This is a genomic window from Paraburkholderia sp. (assembly GCF_026225065.1).
Lineage (GTDB): Bacteria > Pseudomonadota > Gammaproteobacteria > Burkholderiales > Burkholderiaceae > Paraburkholderia.
This window is the reverse complement of the sequence record NZ_JAMFSB010000341.1, coordinates 1-19745: the sequence shown is the minus strand read 5'-3', so window position 1 is coordinate 19745 and position 19745 is coordinate 1. Positions and strand designations below refer to the sequence as shown.

General features: G+C 62.5%; 14 protein-coding genes. 7 read left to right on the top strand and 7 right to left on the bottom strand.

Features of this window, described 5'->3' with window-relative positions:
• Positions 1 to 1398 (top strand): ABC transporter permease subunit (locus M0954_RS23755; protein ID WP_297355867.1); only part of this gene is annotated, 1398 nt, incomplete at its 5' end.
• A gap of 91 nt (positions 1399 to 1489) precedes the next feature.
• A complete protein-coding gene (locus tag M0954_RS23750; RefSeq protein WP_297355865.1) occupies positions 1490 to 2851 on the top strand; it encodes a nitrate/sulfonate/bicarbonate ABC transporter ATP-binding protein in 1362 nt (453 codons plus the stop codon).
• A 35-nt stretch (positions 2852 to 2886) separates the two neighbouring features.
• Here M0954_RS23750 and M0954_RS23745 read toward each other — a convergent pair whose 3' ends face one another.
• Together M0954_RS23745 and M0954_RS23740 are read right to left on the bottom strand one after the other, a co-directional pair.
• Positions 2887 to 3606, bottom strand: coding sequence for an aspartate/glutamate racemase family protein (locus M0954_RS23745; protein ID WP_297355863.1), 720 nt, complete (start codon positions 3604 to 3606; stop codon positions 2887 to 2889).
• 140 nt (positions 3607 to 3746) lie between these two features.
• A complete protein-coding gene (locus M0954_RS23740) occupies positions 3747 to 4133 on the bottom strand; it encodes a hypothetical protein (RefSeq protein WP_297355860.1) in 387 nt (128 codons plus the stop codon).
• Here M0954_RS23740 and dinB point away from each other — a divergent pair.
• Positions 4132 to 5367, top strand: coding sequence for a DNA polymerase IV (gene dinB, locus M0954_RS23735; protein ID WP_297355858.1), 1236 nt, complete (start codon positions 4132 to 4134; stop codon positions 5365 to 5367). The genes M0954_RS23740 and dinB overlap by 2 nt on opposite strands.
• Positions 5368 to 5433: 66 nt before the next feature.
• Positions 5434 to 6723 (top strand): amidohydrolase family protein, encoded by a 1290-nt coding sequence (locus tag M0954_RS23730; protein WP_133891920.1) that lies wholly within the window; start codon positions 5434 to 5436, stop codon positions 6721 to 6723.
• Positions 6724 to 6851: 128 nt separating this feature from the next.
• On the opposite strand, the gene M0954_RS23725 is transcribed toward M0954_RS23730, so the two are convergent.
• A complete protein-coding gene (locus M0954_RS23725; protein ID WP_297355856.1) occupies positions 6852 to 8954 on the bottom strand; it encodes a M3 family metallopeptidase in 2103 nt (700 codons plus the stop codon).
• A gap of 327 nt (positions 8955 to 9281) precedes the next feature.
• On the opposite strand from M0954_RS23725, the gene M0954_RS23720 reads away from it, so the two are divergent.
• Positions 9282 to 10394 carry an acyltransferase gene (locus M0954_RS23720; protein WP_297355854.1) on the top strand — a complete coding sequence of 371 codons (1113 nt, stop codon included), beginning with the start codon at positions 9282 to 9284 and terminating at the stop codon, positions 10392 to 10394.
• Positions 10395 to 10485: 91 nt separating this feature from the next.
• Here M0954_RS23720 and folD read toward each other — a convergent pair whose 3' ends face one another.
• The 4 genes from folD to fixL form a co-directional block, all read right to left on the bottom strand.
• A complete protein-coding gene (folD, locus tag M0954_RS23715; protein WP_122151505.1) occupies positions 10486 to 11343 on the bottom strand; it encodes a bifunctional methylenetetrahydrofolate dehydrogenase/methenyltetrahydrofolate cyclohydrolase FolD in 858 nt (285 codons plus the stop codon).
• A gap of 221 nt (positions 11344 to 11564) precedes the next feature.
• A complete protein-coding gene (locus tag M0954_RS23710; RefSeq protein WP_297355852.1) occupies positions 11565 to 12533 on the bottom strand; it encodes a DUF2950 family protein in 969 nt (322 codons plus the stop codon).
• 582 nt (positions 12534 to 13115) lie between these two features.
• Positions 13116 to 13760, bottom strand: coding sequence for an oxygen response regulator transcription factor FixJ (gene fixJ / locus M0954_RS23705; RefSeq protein WP_122151503.1), 645 nt, complete (start codon positions 13758 to 13760; stop codon positions 13116 to 13118).
• Positions 13757 to 16270, bottom strand: coding sequence for an oxygen sensor histidine kinase FixL (gene fixL, locus M0954_RS23700; protein ID WP_122155350.1), 2514 nt, complete (start codon positions 16268 to 16270; stop codon positions 13757 to 13759). Before fixL ends, fixJ begins: the two co-directional genes overlap by 4 nt.
• Before the next feature lie 275 nt (positions 16271 to 16545).
• On the opposite strand from fixL, the gene aceE reads away from it, so the two are divergent.
• Entirely contained in the window at positions 16546 to 19242 is a 2697-nt protein-coding gene (gene aceE / locus M0954_RS23695; protein WP_122151502.1) for a pyruvate dehydrogenase (acetyl-transferring), homodimeric type, read from the top strand.
• 86 nt (positions 19243 to 19328) lie between these two features.
• Positions 19329 to 19745 (top strand): biotin/lipoyl-containing protein (locus M0954_RS23690; protein ID WP_297355850.1); only part of this gene is annotated, 417 nt, incomplete at its 3' end.

The window sequence follows — 19745 nt, the reverse complement described above, 5'->3', positions numbered from 1 at the left end:
ATTTCGTTCACGGTGACGTTCTTCATCGGGCTGTTTCCCGGCCGGGTGCTGGGCGCTGAACTGGCGGCGATCTTCGCGATCTTCACGAGCCAGGCCTGGAACATGACGTTTAGCTTCTACCAGTCGCTGCGCTCGGTGCCGCGCGATCTGGACGAAGTGTCGCGCGGTTTTCACCTGACCGGCTGGCAGCGTTTCTGGAAACTCGAAGTGCCGTTCTCGATGCCAGGCCTCATCTGGAACATGATGATGTCGATGTCGGGCGGCTGGTTCTTCGTGGTGGCTTCGGAAGCGATTACGGTGGGCAACAACACGATCACGCTGCCGGGGATCGGCGCGTATCTGGCACAGGCCATCGCGGACAAGAACATGCATGCGATCGGCTGGGTCATCCTGACCATGACGATCGTGATCATCGCGTACGACCAGTTGCTGTTCCGTCCACTCGTCGCGTGGGCCGACAAGTTCCGCATGGAAACGACCAGCTCCGGTAACGCGCCGGAGTCCTGGCTGCTCGACCTCGTGCGCCGCACCCGTCTGATTCACCGCGGCCTCGTGCCGATGGGCAAGCTGTTCGCCAATACGGCGCGTTTGCCGATGCGCCTGCCGGGCCTGGGTCGAATCAAGTTCAGCATGCCGCGCCGGCAGAAGTCGTCGCGCGTGGGCGATATCGTCTGGGGCGTCCTTGTGATTCTCCTGACGCTCTATGTCGTCTATCGCGTCGTGGCCTATGTGCGCACCGGCGTCACGCTCGACGACGTGGGCCATGTATTCGTGCTGGGCCTGATCACGCTGTTGCGGGTGGCGCTGCTGATCGCCATCTCGTCGGTGATCTGGGTGCCGATCGGTGTGCTGATCGGGCTGCGCCCGGCGCTGGCCGAGAAAATCCAGCCGCTCGCGCAGTTCCTCGCCGCATTTCCGGCCAATCTGCTGTTCCCGGTGTTCGTGATCGTCATCGTGCGCTTCCATCTGAATCCGGATATCTGGCTGTCGCCGCTGATCGTGCTCGGCACGCAGTGGTACATCCTGTTTAACGTGATCGCAGGGGCGAGCGCCTATCCGAACGACTACCGCGAAGTCTCGAAGAACTTCAGCATTCGCGGCTGGCAGTGGTGGCGCAAGGCGATGCTGCCGGGCATTTTTCCGTACTACGTGACAGGCGCGATCACTGCCTCGGGTGGCGCGTGGAATGCCAGCATCGTGGCCGAGTATGTGCAGTGGGGCGACACCAAGGTGGTGGCCCACGGACTGGGTTCGTATATCGCGCAGACCACGGCGGCGGGCGACTTCCCGAAGATCATTCTCGGCATTGCAGTGATGTCGCTGTTCGTCACGTTGTTTAACCGAACGCTGTGGCGTCCGATGTACGCCTACGCCGAATCCAAGCTGCGGCTCGACTGAGCGCCCCTATAACTGACGTTTCGCCTCAGCCCTCTCTGAAAGGGCTTAAAAAAACAGGGCGACCCGGTGTTTTACTGTGAGAGTAACCACGATGCTAAATCCTAAAGTTGTCGCGGCCGATCTGTTCCCCACGCCGCCGCAAACCCAGATTCCGGCCACGCCTGCACGCCTTGGCGCAGAAGTACTGCGCGTCACCGACGTGAGCCGCGGCTTCGACAAGAACCAGGACGAGTTGCTGGTGCTCGATGGGGTGAACCTGTCGCTGCGTGAAGGCGAGATCGTCGGCATGCTGGGTCGCTCGGGCTCGGGCAAGTCGACGCTGCTGCGTATCATCGCCGGTCTCATCGAACCGACCAGCGGCGACGTGAACTACCTCGGCAAGCCGCTTAGCGGTCCCGCCAGGGGTGTGGCGATGGTGTTCCAGACCTTCGCGCTATTCCCCTGGCTGACGGTTCTGCAGAACGTGGAAGCAGGTCTCGAAGCACAGGGCGTTGGCGCTCGCGAGCGCCGCGAACGCGCGCTGGCGGCTATCGACCTGATCGGTCTGGACGGATTTGAAAACGCCTATCCGCGAGAGCTGTCGGGCGGTATGCGGCAGCGCGTGGGTTTCGCCCGGGCGCTGGTGGTGGACCCGACGCTGCTGCTGATGGACGAGCCGTTCTCCGCGCTCGACGTGCTGACCGCCGAAACGTTGCGTACCGACCTGCTGGATCTGTGGACGCAGGGCCGTATGCCGATCAAGTCGGTGCTGATCGTCACGCACAACATCGAGGAAGCGGTGTTCATGTGCGACCGGATTCTGGTGCTGTCGTCGAACCCGGGCAAAGTGGTGGCCGAGATCAAGGTGCCGTTTGCGCATCCACGTAACCGCCTTGATCCGGCGTTCCGCAAACTGGTGGACGAGATCTACGCAAAGATGACCGCGCGTCAGGCCGGTGAGTCGACCAGGAAGGGCTTGGAGCTGGGAAGCTTGCTGCCGCACGTATCCACCAACCTGATGGCCGGCCTGATCGAAATGCTGGCCATGGCGCCTTACCACGGCCGCGCGGACATGCCGGAAATCGCCCGTTCGCTGCACCTCGAAGTGGACGATCTGTTTCCGGTCGCCGAAATGCTGCAGCATCTGGGCTTCGCCGAAGTGCGCGAAGGCGACATTCTGTTGACACCGCCTGCGCGCGTGTTCGCCGAGCTCGGCACGCAGGAGCGCAAGCTGATGTTCGCCGAGCATCTGCTGCGCCACGTGCCGCTCGCGAGCCGGATCAAGACGGTGCTCAACGAACGCCCGGGGCATCGTGCGCCGCGTGTGCGCTTCGAACAGGAGCTGGAAGACTTCCTGACGGACAGCGCGGCCGAAGAGACGCTCGACGCGGTCATCAACTGGGGCCGCTATGGCGAGATCTTCTCGTACAACGACCAGACCGAACTGTTCAGTCTGGAGGACGTGGAGGCCTGAGCGCGGTTATTCAGTCATTAGAGAACGCAGCGGCATCAACGTGCCGCTGCGCGATGACCGTCCGCCTCTATCGCCCAGTCGACCGCAGCCTGCGCATGCAGCGCTGTGGTATCGAACACGGGCAACGCGGCATGCTCCGGCTTGATCAGGAGCGTGATCTCCGTGCAACCGAGAATCACCGCCTTCGCCCCACGTGCAGCCAGGTCCTCGATCACGCGCTGATAGACGCGCCGTGATTCCTCGCGGACCACGCCATGGCACAACTCGTCGTAAATGATGCGATGCACTTCGGCGCGATCGGCTTCGTTCGGTGTCAGCGTTTCGAGTGCGTGGCGTTCGTTCAGACGTCCGGTGTAAAACGTCTGCTCCATCGTATAGCGCGTGCCGAGCAACCCCACGCGCCTGACGCCAGCCTCGCGTAAAGCGCTGCCGGTTGGATCGGCGATGTGCAGGAAGGGGATCGAGATGGCCTGCTCGATTGACTCGTACACCCGGTGCATCGTGTTGGTGGCGAGAATCACGAGGTCCGCGCCGCCGCGTTCGAGTTGACGCGCAGCGCCGGCCATCTGCGTACCGAGCGCGGCCCAGTCGCCGGCGCGCTGGAGCGCTTCCACTTCGGCGAAGTCGACTGTCAGCAAGACGCTGCGGGCATTGTGATGGCCACCGAGCCGCGCCTTTGCGTGGCTGTTGAGCAGCCGGTAATACTCGGTGGACGATTCCCAGCTCATGCCGCCGATGATGCCGATCGTTTTCATATCCCTGTCCTGCCGATGCGTATGGGTGAGCGACGAGTATAGGACGGGCAGGGCGGTGGGAAACGGTACGGATCGGCGCGCCTGCACCGGTACGGCGATGGTTGCAGCGGCAGATACGTGTGCGTATGACCTGTCCGCCCCTAGGCCTTCGGCAGCTTGGATTTCTTGCCGCGCGGCTTGCGTGGCTTCGGCTCGACGCCTATCCGCGGATCGCGGGCGAGCACGAGCGCCGTCACCTCGTCGACGGCGGTTTCGAACGCTGGATCGTCCTGGGCGACATACAGCCACTTTCCCAGCACCGGGTGCGGCTGCAACGCTGGCACCTCCTCCATGAGCGCGGCGTGCCGGTCCTGCGAGGTGCAGACCAGCAGGCCATTCCACGGCCGGTCGCGATCGCCTGCAACCAGACACAACAGGCCGTCGATATAAGCGGCGTCCAGGCCGAACATCCGCTTGGTGATGAAGGTCGGATCGCGCTCGAAGGCGTCGAAGATCCAGAGTAGCGAGTTGCGGATGGAAGAGGGCATGGGCGTGACGATCCGTGAGCTTCTTGATAATACTACTGTATTTTTGTACAGTATATGCATCTTGAACCAGCTCGACACTCCTCCGGCGGATTTACCCTCGCCGCCGCCATCGCCCTTGCGCAAGATCGTCCATTGCGACTGCGACTGTTTCTACGCGTCGGTTGAAATGCGCGACGACCCGTCCTTGCGCGGACGGCCGCTGGCCGTGGGCGGGCGGCCCGATCATCGCGGCGTGGTGGCCACCTGCAATTACGAGGCGCGGCGCTTTGGCGTGCATTCGGCCATGTCGTCAGCAATGGCGTTGCGCAAATGCCCCGATTTACTGCTCATCCCGCCGACGATGGAGAAATACCGCATCGCCTCGCGCCAGATCATGGCGATCTACCGTGATTACGCGGTCGAGGTCGAACCGCTATCGCTCGACGAGGCCTATCTGGACGTCACCTACACCGAGCGCTGTAAAGGCAGCGCCACGTTGATGGCCAACGAGATCCGCGAGCGTGTCCGCGAGAGGGTCGGCGTGACGGTGTCAGCAGGCGTGGCGCCCAACAAGTTCGTCGCCAAGATCGCCTCCGACTGGAACAAGCCCGACGGTCTCTACGTGGTGCGGCCGCACGAGGTCGATGCGTTCGTCGCCGCGTTGCCGGTGCGCAAGATTTTCGGGGTGGGCAAGGTGACCGCGGCGAAGCTCGAAAAGCTCGGGCTCGTTACATGCGCCCAGTTGCGCGAGTGGCCGCTCGTCGATCTGCATCGGCAGTTCGGCGTGTTCGGCAAGCGGCTCTACGAGTTGTCACGCGGCATCGACGATCGGCCCGTACGGTCCGACCGGGAGCGCAAATCGGTGAGCGTGGAGACGACCTACGTCACGGATCTGCGCACGCTTGAAGAGTGCACAGCGGAACTGCGGCGTCTCGCCGAACAACTGGACGTGCGCATTGCACGCGCCGAGGCGGCAGCGGCGGTGCGCAAGCTGTTCGTGAAGATCCGCTTCGCCGATTTTCAGCGCACCACGGTCGAATGCGTCGGCGAAGTCACCCATCTGCCGACCTTCCTCGCGTTGCTGGAAAAGGGCTTTGCGCGCCGCGACCAGGCGGTGCGGCTGCTGGGCGTGGGGGTACGGCTCGAGGAGGAACATCTTGCCCTGCACGGGCAGTTCGAACTGTTCGATGAAGAGCCGGCGGATGAAGTCATCGAAGCGCCGGAGCAGGCGCCGCCGGACGATTCTGCCGAATAGTTTTCTGGTCGTTTCCCAAGGCCTTTCTGACGCCGATAGAATCGATGGCAGTCAAAGGAGCGAGACATGGACCTGATCATCCGCCGTGCCAGCCTGCCGCGTAGCGCGTCCCAGCATCGAGAGCCGGTTGATATAGCCATCGAGGCGGGACGCATCGTCGCGGTCGAGCCGCATCTTGCGGCGAGCGCCCCAGAAGAAATCGACGCCGCTGGTTTGCTCGTCACGCCGCCCTTCGTCGACCCGCATTTTCATATGGACGCGACACTGTCCTACGGTCTGCCGCGCGTCAATGCGTCCGGTACGCTGCTCGAAGGCATTGCATTGTGGGGCGAACTGAAACCTCAGTTGACCCAGGAAGCCTTGATCGAACGCGCGCTGCAGTACTGCGACTGGGCAGTGGCGCGGGGCCTGCTGGCGATTCGCAGCCATGTCGACGTGTGCGATCCGAGCCTGCTAGCCGTCGAAGCGTTGCTCGAGGTCAAGCGGCGCGTGGCGCCGTACCTCGACCTGCAACTGGTGGCCTTTCCGCAAGACGGGGTTTTGCGCAGCGCAGGTGCCTTCGACAATCTGAAGCGGGCGATTGCGCTTGGTGTCGATGTGGTCGGCGGCATCCCGCACTTCGAGCGGACCATGGCGGACGGCGCGGAGTCGGTGCGCATCCTGTGTGAATACGCGGCCGAGCAGGGTTTGCGCGTGGATATGCATTGCGACGAATCGGACGACCCGCTTTCGCGTCACATTGAAACCCTGGCGGCTCAGACGCATCGACTCGGTTTGCATGGACGCGTAACAGGTTCGCATCTGACCTCGATGCATTCGATGGACAACTACTACGTCAGCAAGCTCTTGCCGCTGATGCGCGATTCGGGCGTGGCGGCGATTGCCAATCCGCTCATCAACATCACCTTGCAGGGCCGCAGCGATACTTATCCGAAACGACGCGGCATGACGCGGGTGCCGGAGATGATGGCTGCGGGCATCACCGTGGCATTCGGCCACGACTGCGTGATGGACCCCTGGTACAGCCTCGGCTCGGGAGATATGCTCGAAGTGGCCCACATGGGGTTGCACGTCGCGCAGATGACCGGCGTCGACGCGATGCACGCGTGCTTCGATGCGGTGACAGTGAATGCAGCGCGGATTCTCGGGCTCGAAGGTTATGGCATCGCGCCGGGGTGTGAGGCGAATCTCGTGTTGCTCGATGCACGCGATCCGGTCGAAGCGATTCGTCTGCGCGCGGCGCGGCTGGCTGTGGTGCGGCGTGGCAAAGTGGTGGCCCGCTCGCCCGCTGCGCGGGCCACGCTTGCGCTCGATGGTCGACCGGGGGAGGTCGACTTCAAGCTGCGGCGTGAGTAACGTTAGTGTGAGTAACGGTAGTCATAGGTACCAGTGCGAACCCTGACAATAGCGGCAATAAAAAACCGGTGCCTGCGTGAGCGGCGCACCGGTTTTTTCCAAAAGCCGCGCCGATAAGGGCGCAAAACTTAATGCGTCGTAGCCGGCGTCATACCGTTATGACGCAACAGCGCGTCGATATTCGGCTCGCGGCCGCGGAACGCCTTGAACGATTCCATCGCAGGACGGCTGCCGCCCACCTCAAGAATCTCCTTGCGATAGCGCGTGCCTGTCGCCGCATCGAGCACGCTGCCGCTCGCGGCCTGAGCCGCTTCTTCGAACGCGGCATAGGCATCGGCCGACAGCACTTCCGCCCACTTGTAGCTGTAGTAGCCCGCCGCATAACCGCCGGCGAAGATGTGGCTGAACGTGTTCGGCCAGCGCGAGAACGCCGCTTGCGGCACCACATGGAAGCGCTCGTTGATCTCGCGGGCCAGATCGTTGGCGTTCAGCGGACCGGTCGCGTCGAAGTCCGTATGCAGTTTCATGTCGAACATCGAGAACACAATCTGCCGCAGCGTGCCGAGACCGCTCTGGAAGTTCTTCGCGGCCAGCATCTTGTCGAACAGATCGCGCGGCAGCGGTTTGGCAGTCTCGACATGTGAGCTCATGTCGCTCAGCACATCCCACTCCCAGCAGAAGTTTTCCATGAACTGCGACGGCAGTTCGACCGCGTCCCACTCGACTCCGTTGATGCCCGACACGGCCAGTTCGTCGACCTGGGTGAGCATGTGATGCAGACCATGACCGAACTCGTGGAACAGCGTGATCACTTCGTCATGCGTGAAGCAGGCCGGCTTGCCGCCAACCGGTGCCGAGAAGTTGCAGGTCAGATACGCAACCGGCGTTTGAACACCGCCCTGCGCATGCTTGTGACGGGCCCGTGCATCGTCCATCCACGCACCGCCGCGCTTGCCTTCGCGCGCATACAGATCGAGGTAGAACTGCGCGACCAGACCGCCATCCTGATTCTCGACGCGGAAAAAGCGCACGTCCGGGTGCCATACAGCCGCTTCGTCGCGACGGATCTTCACGCCGAAGAGCGTCTCGGTGACCTTGAAGAGGCCCTTGAACACCGTGTCTTCCGGGAAGTACTGCTTGACCTCGTTTTCCGAGAACGAATAGCGTTTCTGACGCAGACGTTCCGCGGCGAAGGTCATGTCCCACGGTTGCAGTTCGGTCAAGCCGAGTTCGTTGGCGGCGAATTCGCGCAGTTCTTTCCAGTCCTGGTCGGCATGCGGACGAGCGCGCGTGGCGAGGTCTTCGAGGAAGGCCATTACTTGCGCGGGCGACTCGGCCATCTTCGGCGCCAGCGAGACCTCAGCGAAGTTGTGATAGCCAAGCATGTGCGCTTCTTCGGCGCGCAGTTTCAGTTGCTCGGCGATGTTCGCCGTGTTGTCCCATTCGGCCTTGCCGCCGCCGTAGGTGCCGCCCAGTTCCGAGGCGCGCGTGACGTAGGCGCGGTACATCGTTTCGCGCATCGCGCGGTTTTCTGCGTATTGCATGACCGGGAAGTACGACGGGAAATGCAGCGTGAACTTCCAGCCGCTCTTGCCGTCGCGTTCGGCGGCTTCTTCCGCGCCTTCGATCACATCCTCCGGCAGACCAGCCAGTTGCGCCTTGTCGTCGACGAGATAGGCGTAGGCGTTGGTGGCGTCCAGCACGTGATCGGAAAATGACTTCGACAGACCGGCCTGGCGCTCCTGCAATTCAGCGAAGTGCGGCTTCTGGTCTTCGGGCAGTTCCGCGCCCGACAGGCGGAAATCGCGCAGGGCGTTGTGCAGGATCTTCTTGCGTTCGCCGGTGAGCGAGCCGAAGTCGCTGCTGGCGGCGAGCGTCTTGTACTTTTCGAACAGCGCGAGGTTTTGCCCGACGCTTGACCAGAATTCGGTGACGCGCGGCAGATTCTCGCCATAGGCGGCACGCAACTCGGGCGTGTCCGCTACTGCGTTCAGGTGACCGACTACGCCCCAGGCGCGCGACAGCGGCTCCGTGACGCGTTCCACCGGTTCGACCACATCGGACCAGGACGCGGGGGTAATCGGCTCGGCGGCGCGCTCGACGGCGGCAGTCGCATTGGCAAGCAGGACGTCGAGAGCAGGGGTGACGTGTTCGGGGCGGATGTCGCCAAAGCGCGGCAGGTCGGAGAAATCGAGGAGCGGGTTGTCGTGTGTGGGTTGATTGGTGGACATAAGGCTTCCTGTCTGACGCGAGTGAATAGGCTAGGCGCGAGTTTGCGGACGCGGCTCGTGGCGGCGCCCGATATCGACATTATTGGGGCAGTGGGCCGCGATTCCAATTGGGCTACGGCACAAATTATCAGAAGTTCGTCTTTCGCGTATCGGTTGCGATATTTGTGCCAGACCGCTGGGGTGGCGGGTGCTGCTGGGGACGGCTTGGCGCTTGTCTGCGCGCTCCGTCGGTCTGTACGAAAGCGAACGGTCAGGTTTGTTGCTTTGCGGCATGGTGTGATTGCGGGATTGACCGCGGTGAAACAGCATGGGACTGGAGAACGCCAGATGAATCCGCTTTCGCATGCCTTATCGCGTAACGAGAACAACTTCGGCCTCGTGCGTCTCCTTGCGGCCATCGCCGTGGTCTATGGGTATTCGTACCTGCTTCAACAGCCGGACGGCAGCGCCGATTGGGTCCAGAGCGCGCTCGGTTTCGACGGTTTGATCGCACTCGGTATCTACGCATTTTTTCTGCTGAGCGGCATGCTGGTGACGGCCAGCTTCGACCGGCAGCGCTCGGCGCCGCGCTTCGCCGTTCTGCGCATTGCACGCATCTGGCCGGCGGTGGCGGTGGGCTCGCTGGTGACGGTCTTGGTCATCGGGCCGCTCTTCACGACGCTGCCGCTGCGCGAATATTTCGCCTCCGGCGTGACATGGGCCAACCTCGACAACTTCTCGACGCTCGTTCTGAACGGCAGCTGGGTCGTGCCCGGCGTGTTCGAACATAACCGCTGGCTGAACGAAGTCAGCGCGCCGCTGTGGACGCTTCCGCTCGCGGTGCGCTGCTATCTGATCGTGTTGTTCACGGGGCTGGTGGGCTTGCTGTCGAGCCGTTGGGGTGTGGTGCTTGCCGCCGCGCTGGGCTTGGCGGCATTCGTGCTGCGCGTGCATCTGGTACCGCATCTGCACCTTGAGCTGCGCGACTTCTCCGCAAAGACACCCGGCTACTCGTTCTGGCCCGAGCCGTTCTTTTTCATCGGCATGCTGCTGTATGGCTGGCGTGAGGACATCGAGCTTCATGGTCTCGCCGCGCTCGGTCTCGTGATGGTGTTTTTGGTGTTCCGCGACACGGCTGCCGCACAACCACTGTTCTATCTGGCCTTCGTGTACGGCGTGCTGTGGATCGGCACGACGCCGCTGCTGCGCCGCTTCACGCCGCGCAACGATTACTCGTACGGCATCTATCTGTACGGCTTCATGATGCAGCAATGTGCGGCGAGTCTTGCGCCGCGTCTGAGTCATCAGACGGCAACGCTGGTGGCTGCGCCCTTCATCCTGCTGTGCGCAGTGCTCTCGTGGCGCTTCGTGGAGCGGCCGGTGCTGGTGTGGTGCCACCGGCGCCTGGCGCGCACGCCGCGCGCGGTTGGGGCGGCGATAGCCGATTCGGCGGCACGTTAGATATAGGTGCGGTCAAATGAGCGCGAGCGGATGATACGGCTGGCGCCGCCCCGCGAGTACAGGTCTTGCCGCGGCGAATACGCCTGCTTGTTTACGCCTGGCCAGCCGCGCGTTCGGCCGCTTCGATCGTATTGACGAGCAGCATCGTGATCGTCATCGGGCCGACGCCGCCCGGCACCGGCGTGATATAGCCGGCTACTTCCTTCACGCCAGCGAAATCCACGTCGCCGCACAGCTTGCCGGCCTCATCGCGATTCATGCCGACGTCGATCACCGCCGCGCCCGGCTTCACCATCTCCGCCGTCAGGATGTTGCGCAGACCCGTGGCGGCCACCACCACGTCGGCGTTGCGCGTATGCGCGGCCAGATCGCGCGTCTTGCTATGGCAGATCGTGACCGTCGCACCCGCTTCGAGCAGCAGCAGCGCCATCGGCTTGCCGACGATGTTCGAGCGGCCGATCACCACCGCGTTCGCCCCCTTCAGGTCGATGCCATAGGCTTCGAACATCTTCATCACGCCGTACGGCGTGCAGGGACGGAATAACGGCTTGCCGGTCATCAGTGCGCCCGCGTTGGCGACGTGGAAGCCGTCTACGTCCTTCTCCGGCGCGATGGCTTCGATCACCTTGTGGCTATCGATATGCTTCGGCAGCGGCAGTTGCACGAGGATGCCGTGAATCTTCGGGTCGCTGTTCAGGGCGTCGATGCGCGCGAGCAGATCGGCCTCCGACAGCGTAGCCGGATAGCGGTCATACGAAGAGTGCAGGCCGTTGTCCTCGCAGGCCTTGATCTTGTTGCGCACATACACTTCGCTGGCCGGGTTGTCGCCCACAAGCACGACGGCGAGGCCCGGTTGGTGGCCGCGAGCGGTGAGGGCGGCGGCGCGGGTCGCGACATCGCCGCGCAAGGTCTTGGAGAGGGCGTTGCCGTCGATCAGTTTGGCTGTCATGGTCGGTCGAGATAGGGTGTTCGGAATGCAGGGCGTGCGGCGCGTCTGGCTTGCAGTTCTGGCAGATTTATTCGATACATCAGGCGCGCGAGATACGTTCGACGGCGCTTTTCGCTACGAACCGGCCGGCTCGCGAAAAGCGTGCGGTGCGGGGTTGGCGCTGCGACGAAGTACAGCATTATACCGTCGGCGGGGACAACCGAACGGCTGTCTATTCGACCTCAAGGCTGGACAGCCAGCCATGTGGGATTGGGGTCGAAGACATTGATAGCGGTTGCGAGGCGTGTCGTCTGCGGACCGAGATCCTTCTGATAGACCTGGCCGTCCTGGTTGACGATAAAGCTCATCACGCCGGTCTCGTCATATTCGACCGGAGATGCGATCAGGGCGAAGCCCCTCGTCATCACGCCGTCCTTCAGATAGCTTCGCGTACCATCCTTCGCGTACGCCCCCTGCGCCGTGAGAATCCTGTAGCGATAGCCCCGGTAAACTTCCGCTGGGAAGAGCCCGTTGGACATGCTGGCCGGCGGCGTCGTTTGTGCTTCGTCTGGTGTGCGCGGCCATTGCGGAGGTTTCGGCGCGTGCGGTCCATACTCCCAGTAGAGACCGTCGCGTTGCAGCGGCGTGTTCGTGAAGTTCCGGGCGTAATGCTGGGTCAGGTCCCGATAGACGTTTTGTGCGTCGAGATAAGCGTGCGAAGTCAGGACAGCCGCGTGTTCGTCACGGCCGATGCGGCGCGTCGTCATTTCATCCCGCGCGGCGGGAAGATCGAAGCGCCAGCCTTGCGGCGCCTGCACGATCGGGATTGGCAGCGTCCATCCGTCCGGGCCGACCGCGAGGTGCGCGCGGGCATGACCCGCGTTCGCTGCGGCGTCGTTGACGATCGCGTGTTCTGAGGACCACGCGCCAAGGAACGCATCAATATCCTCCTGAGCGATGTCGGAGGTCGGGATGAAGCGCCCATAGTTTTTACCAAGGACGTCCTCCAGCGCGTCATCGTCGTTGCGGGCGAGGGCTTCGACAAAGGCATTGGCGGCCTCGTCAGCCGTGGAATAGGTGGCTTGCGCATGCACGGCGTGGGTGCCCAGCAGCAGGATCGGTGTGGCAACCAACGTACCGACAGTGCTGAGGGCGACCACGAGCGTCAGGCCGTAGGCGCGTAGCGCGTCGCGCGAAAGAATTCGAATCATTAGAGAGTCCTATGAATTGCTCAGCGGTTGTCGATGAACTGACGTTCGCCGCCGGCACGGGGTCAGCGGCCCAACTGTCACTCATTGCCGTTTCTGCTGCGGTAAGCGAACGAAGTCGATGCGCAGCAGCCATGCTGTCCGGCTCTGCCACGATGAAGCGGAGAAAATCGAAACGGCGAGCATGTGCGGTTGTCGAAGGGACGAGCCAGTAGATAGGACAACCAGGCGGATTTGCCGTCTTATCTGCGTTGACGCTGCGTCGCCAGGCCGCGCAACATGGGAGCGGCACGCTGGCGTTGCCGTCATCGGGCATCAGCCTGCCCTGCTAAGGACTTCTGTGTAAATTAACGGAGGCAGAGATTGCCGTCAATCTCGTCAGAGGAAAGAAATTATTGCCGTTCGAGGTAAGCGGATGCTGATCAACAGGCGCAATGATGTATTGACGTCGACGATCGACCCGTACTCGCTGTCGGATGGTAAAGCGGGGGAGGGGGAGCAAAAAAGAGCGGGCCGGACGTTCGACATCCGGCCGCGTTGACTCACAGGTGCCCAGGAGGCAGACGCTTACTACGCGTACGACGCTTACTGCGTCTGTTGCGGCTTGTTCGACAGCGCCAGTCGCAGCAGATCGGCGACCGTGTTGACGTTGAGCTTTTCCATGATGTTGGCGCGGTGCGCTTCGACAGTCTTGATGCTGATGCCGAGGTCGTCGGCAATCTGCTTGTTCAGACGGCCGGCGATGATGCGCTCGAGCACCTGATGCTCACGCGCAGTCAGCTTGCCCAGACGCTCGGCCGCGGCACGTTGCTGCTGCACGCTGGTGCTTTCGCTGCGCGCCTTGTCGAGCATGCGCTCGACAAGCTTGCGCAGTTCGGCTTCGTCGAACGGCTTTTCGATGAAATCCATCGCGCCTTTCTTCATCGTCGACACCGCCATCGGCACGTCGCCGTGGCCGGTCACGAAGATGATCGGCAGCGAGGCGTTGTCGGCGATCAGGCGTTCCTGCAACTCAAGACCGCTCATGCCGGACATCCGCACGTCGAGGATCAGACACGCGATCTGCCCCGGGTGCGTGTGCGGCTGCCAGGCGTCGATGAACTGCTCGGCGCTGGAGAAGCACTGCACGCGGTAGCCGTTCGCCTCCAGCAGCCAGCGCAGCGAATCTCGCACGGCCTCGTCGTCATCGACGACAAAGACTGTTTCCTGTGTGGTGACTGGGCTGTTCATAGCTCTCCCGTAACGGTTTGTGGTGTCGGCGCCTGTGCCCCGCCGTTGCTCGGGGTATCAGGCTCTCCAATAGGCAGACTGCAGTGGAACGTGGCGCCTGTGATGTGACCGTCAGATTCGACGTTGTTGACCACCCACAGACGGCCGCGATGCGATTCGATAATCGAACGGCAGATGTTCAGCCCCATGCCCATGCCATCGGACTTGGTGCTGTAAAACGGTTCAAACAGACGCTCGGCCGTCGCTTCGTCGACACCCGGCCCCTGGTCGACGACGCTGATGCAGACGAACCCGGCGTCGAGCCGCACAACCACGCGGATCACCGGATCGACTGCATTGGGCCGCGCATCGTGCATGGCTTCAGCTGCATTCTTCAACAGGTTCACGAGCACCTGCTCGATCAGCACCGGGTCCACATAGATCACCGGCAGCCGCGAACGCAGATCTGTGACGATGCGAATGCGGCGCTTCCTCGCCTCGATTTCGGCAAGCCCGACCGCGTCCGCCACGATATCGGCGACACGGGTGGCCTGGCGTTTCGGCTCGCTACGCTTCACGAATTCACGGATCCGCTTGATGATCATGCCTGCCCGCACCGCCTGCTGCGCGGTCTTTTCGAGCACAGGCAGCAGATTGTCAGGCGTTGTCCGCCCTGATTTAACCAGTGCAACCGTTCCGGAGCAATAGTTATTGATCGCGGCGAGCGGCTGGTTCAGCTCGTGAGCGAGCGAAGAAGCCATTTCGCCCATCGTCATCAGACGGCTGGTGAACTGCAGCTTCTCGTCCTGCTGGCGCGCCAGTTCCTGGGCCTGCTTACGAGTTGTGATGTCGGTTGCAATCTGCATCTGCGCCAGATGGCCGTCTACCCACTGGATGTATTGGCGGCGCACTTCGAACCACTTCTGGATGCCCTGTACATAAACTTCCTGGGCGTCCGCGGTGCTTTCGGTCAGCGCGGCGGCGGGCAAGCCCGCATATGCATCGACCATATCGATCGAATCGGACGACGCCTGTGCGCTATCGAACCCGCCGCCCGCTAATTCCAGGTGGCCGTCCGGACGGATGCCAAAGAGATGGCGGTAGTAGCGGTTGGCGAACAGAAGCTCGGCTTCGTCGGCGGCGAGCACGGACACGGCGGCATCGAGACTTTCGAGCACGGTGGTGAAGCGCTCGTGCGCGGCGGCGAGTTCTTCGCGGGCGCGCTTCGGTTCGGTGATGTCGGTCATCGACGACATCCAGCCGGTCTGACGGCCCGAGCTGTCGATCAGCGGCGACACGTAGAGCCGGGCGTGGAACAACGAGCCGTCCTTGCGGCGCACGCGCAGCTCGAAGCCGGACGAGGGCGCCTTGCCGCGTAGCGTCATGTCGAGCTGGCGCTGCATTTCCGGGTAGGCGTCGCGCGGCCAGTAGGGGAACGGCGCCTGCTTGCCGACCAGGTCGCTTTCGTCCCAGCCGGTCATGCGGCAAAACGCCGGATTGACGTGGGTGATGCGGCCGTGCATGTCGAGCACGCGCATCCCGATCAGCACGGAGTTTTCCATCGCACGACGAAAGAACGCTTCCGCGTACAGCGCCTGCTGTGCTTCGAAGCGCTGCCGGGTGTGCTTCCACAGGCTCCACAAACTCCACAGCACGAAGCACGACAGACCTGCGACCAGCCACACGAGCGTGTTGTTCGTGAAGTTGGTCATCTGCGGATACGCATAGACGCGCACCGAGACGCCCTGGCCCGGTGGGTCGAGCGGCAGGTCGTAGAACGCGTCGCGCGGCAGGCGCGGGCGCGTCGAGGTGGTGGCGAGCTCGCGGTTGTTCAGATCGATGATCGAGATCTTGTACTTGGCCGACAGCTCAGGCGGGATGTCGTGCTTCAGCACGCCTTCGATCGAGAACACCGCCGCTATCGAGCCGAGAAACTCGCGGTCGCGGTACACCGGCGTCTGCAACGTCAGATAGCCGTTGCCGAGGTCGTCGTAGAACAGCGGCGAATACGTTTGGCGGCGCGAGTTGCGCGCGTCGTTGAACGCGGCCTTCACGGCTTCGTCCATCTGTTCGTCACTGGGTCGGGCGAGCCGCTGGCCGAGCACCGGCAGCGCGGTATTGGGCCAGCGCGGCTGCTGCTGCGCCGTGTACCAGTTCATGTAGAGGATTTCGGGATGGCCCTGCAGGATGTCCGTGGTAGACACCTGGAACGAATGCTGATCGGCGTGGCCGGCGGCGAGGTCGCGCGCGAGTGCCTGAATCTGTTCCTGCGCGCCCGTCATGGACAGGCGAATCTGTTGCTGGGCCCACGCGACGTTACGGTACAGCGTGTCTTCCTGTTGCTGCTGCTCGCGCCGGTTCAGGCTCCACAGAATCAGGCTCATAACGACCAGAAACACCAGGATCGACAGGAGCGGCGTCAGCAAATAGGAGTTCGACCACCATGGTCCATGGTGCCAGCGGGACGGCGACGAATCCGCCGGCGAACCGGACGGCCGCGCCGAGCGTGCGAAAAGCCGTTCGGTCAACATGGCTGGCATTGTAGCGCAGCGTGTCGCTAGCAAATGGCGCAAAAAAACGCTGAAAGTGCCACTAATCGGAGCAAACTAGCCGACGTATCCGTTGGAAGGCAGCCAAATCAGGGTGCGCCGCAACAATATTCCGCATTATGAGAAACGATCTCGTAATTCGAAAATTTTGTTGCGCAGACGGCGAACGCCTTATTACAATCGGCCCCAAGCTGCCGCGGCCGGCCCTCGTCCGCGTCGTCTGTTCAAAAAGCGTTCCTTATCCCCAGGAGACGAGCATGTCCGCTGTACCCGACGAAGTCATGAAATATGTCGCCGCCGAGAAAGACGATGATCCCCAGGAAACCGGCGAGTGGCTCGAAGCGCTAGATGGCGTGATTTCTGCTGTAGGCCCCGACCGCGCCCACTACCTGATTGAAAAGCAAATCGAATTTGCGCGCGTGCACGGCGAGCACCTGCCGTTCTCTGCCAACACCCCGTACATCAATACGATTCCTGTGTCGCGTCAGGCGCCGATTCCCGGCGACCAGGACCTCGAACACCGGATTCGTTCGTACACGCGCTGGAACGCCATTGCGATGGTGCTGCGCGCGGGTAAGGACACCAACGTTGGCGGCCACATTGCCTCGTTCGCCTCGGCCGCCACGCTGTACGACGTCGGCTACAACCATTTCTGGCATGCGCCCTCGGACAAACACGGCGGCGACCTCGTGTTCGTGCAGGGCCATTCGTCGCCGGGTGTGTACTCGCGCGCGTTCCTGCTCGGCCGCCTGACTGAAGGCCAGCTCGACAACTTCCGTCAGGAAGTGGGCGGCGAGGGCATCTCCTCGTATCCGCACCCGTGGCTGATGCCGGACTTCTGGCAATTCCCGACCGTCTCGATGGGCCTCGGCCCGATCATGGCGATCTATCAGGCGCGCTTCATGAAGTACCTGCAGGCGCGCGGCATCGTCAAGACGGAAGGCCGCAAGGTCTGGGCGTTCCTCGGTGACGGCGAAACGGATGAGCCGGAATCGCTCGGCGCAATCGGCATGGCCGGCCGCGAACGCCTCGACAACCTGGTGTTCGTGATCAACTGCAACCTGCAGCGCCTGGATGGACCGGTGCGCGGTAACGGCAAGATCATCCAGGAACTCGAAAGCGAATTCCGCGGTGCCGGCTGGAATGTCATCAAGGTGATCTGGGGCAGCCGTTGGGATGCGCTGTTCCAGCGCGACAAGTCGGGCGCGTTGATGCGCCGGATGATGGACGTCGTCGACGGCGAGTATCAGACGTACAAGTCGGAGTCCGGCGCGTATGTCCGCGAGCACTTCTTCAATACGCCGGAACTGAAGGCACTGGTTGCCGAGTGGTCCGACGAAGACATCTGGAACCTGAACCGCGGCGGCCATGATCCGCACAAGATTTACGCGGCGTTCCAGGAAGCATCGAACTCGCAGGGCCAGCCGACCGTGATCCTCGCCAAGACGATCAAGGGCTACGGCATGGGCGAAGCGGGTCAGGCGATGAACATCACCCACCAGCAGAAGAAACTGCACGTGGATCAGCTGAAGAAATTCCGCGACCAGTTCCGCCTGCCGATCTCCGACGAAGATCTCGTCAACGTGCCTTACCTCAAGTTCGAAGAAGGTTCGAAGGAACTTGAGTACATGCGCGCTCGCCGCCAGGACCTCGGCGGCTATCTGCCGGCGCGTCGTCAGAAGGCCGAGTCGCTGCCGGTGCCGGCGCTCGAGGTGTTCGAGCCGCTGCTGAAGGGCACGGGCGAAGGCCGCGAGATCTCCACGACGATGGCGTTCGTGCGGATTCTCAACATCCTGCTGAAGGACAAGGCGCTCGGCAAACGCATCGTGCCGATCGTGCCGGACGAGTCCCGCACCTTCGGTATGGAAGGTTTGTTCCGCCAGATCGGTATCTGGAATCAGGACGGCCAGAAGTACGTGCCGGAAGACTCCGACCAGCTGATGTTCTACCGCGAATCGGAAACCGGCCAGATCCTGCAGGAAGGGATCAACGAAGCCGGCGGTATGTCAGACTGGATTGCTGCCGCGACGTCGTACTCGACGCACGGCGAGATCATGATCCCGTTTTACATCTTCTATTCGATGTTCGGCTTCCAGCGTATTGGCGATCTGGCGTGGGCGGCGGGCGACATGCGTTCGCGCGGCTTCCTGCTGGGCGGCACGGCCGGCCGCACGACGCTGAACGGCGAAGGCCTGCAGCACGAAGACGGCCACTCGCTGCTGTGGGCAGCTTCGGTGCCGAACTGCATCAGCTACGACCCGACGTTCGGTTACGAACTCGCCGTCATCATGCAGGACGGTCTGCGCCGCATGGTGGCGGATCAGGAAGACGTGTACTACTACGTCACGGTGATGAACGAGAACTACGAGCACCCGGCGATTCCGCAGGGCGACAGCGTGGCCGCGGACATCATCAAGGGCATGTACTCGTTCAGGAAGGCCGAAGCCGACAAGAAAACGCCGCGCGTTCAACTGATGGGTGCGGGCACGATCTTCAATGAAGTGATCGCTGCAGCCGACCTGTTGAAGAACGACTGGGGCGTCGCTGCCGACCTCTGGAGCGTGCCGAGCTTCACGGAACTGGCCCGCGAAGGCCACGAAGTGCAGCGCTGGAACCTGCTGCATCCGAGCGAAGAGAAGAAGGTCTCGCACGTCGAGAAGCTGCTGAAGGACGCGCAAGGTCCGGTCATCGCATCGACCGACTACGTGCGTGCGCTGACCGAGCAGATTCGCGCGTTCGTGCCGCAGAAGTTCGTCGTGCTGGGCACGGATGGCTACGGCCGTTCGGACACGCGTGAAAAGCTGCGCCACTTCTTCGAAGTGGACCGCTACTGGGTCACGGTTGCCGCGTTGAATGCACTGGCAGATGAAGGCACGATCGAACGCAAGGTCGTCGCAGAGGCGCTCAAGAAGTACAACCTTGATCCCGCCAAACCTAACCCGATGACCGTCTAAGGCATCATTCCCCGTGTGCCACGGCGTGCGCGCCTGCTCCTGACGACCAGGGGCAGGCTGCGTGCGCGGCCCAGGAGACACCCACAATGAGTCAAGCGATCGAAGTGAAGGTGCCGGACATCGGCGATTACAAGGACATTCCTGTGATCGAGGTGCTGGTGAAGGCGGGTGATACCGTCGAGAAAGAGCAGTCGCTCGTCACGCTGGAATCCGACAAGGCGACCATGGACGTACCGAGTTCGGCTGCCGGTACCGTCAAGGAAGTGAAGGTCAAGGTCGGCGATAACGTGTCGGAAGGCTCGTTGATCGTCGTACTGGAAGGTGCTGAAGGTGGTGCGGCTGAAAAGCCGGCTGCTTCGCAGGCGAATGGTGCTGCTGCGGCTCCCGCTCCGGCGCCTGCTGCTGCTCCGGCACCGGCTGCTGCACCTGCGCCTACGCCCGCCTCGAGCGGTGGCGGCTTGCAGGAAGTGAAGGTCCCGGATATCGGCGACTACAAGGACATT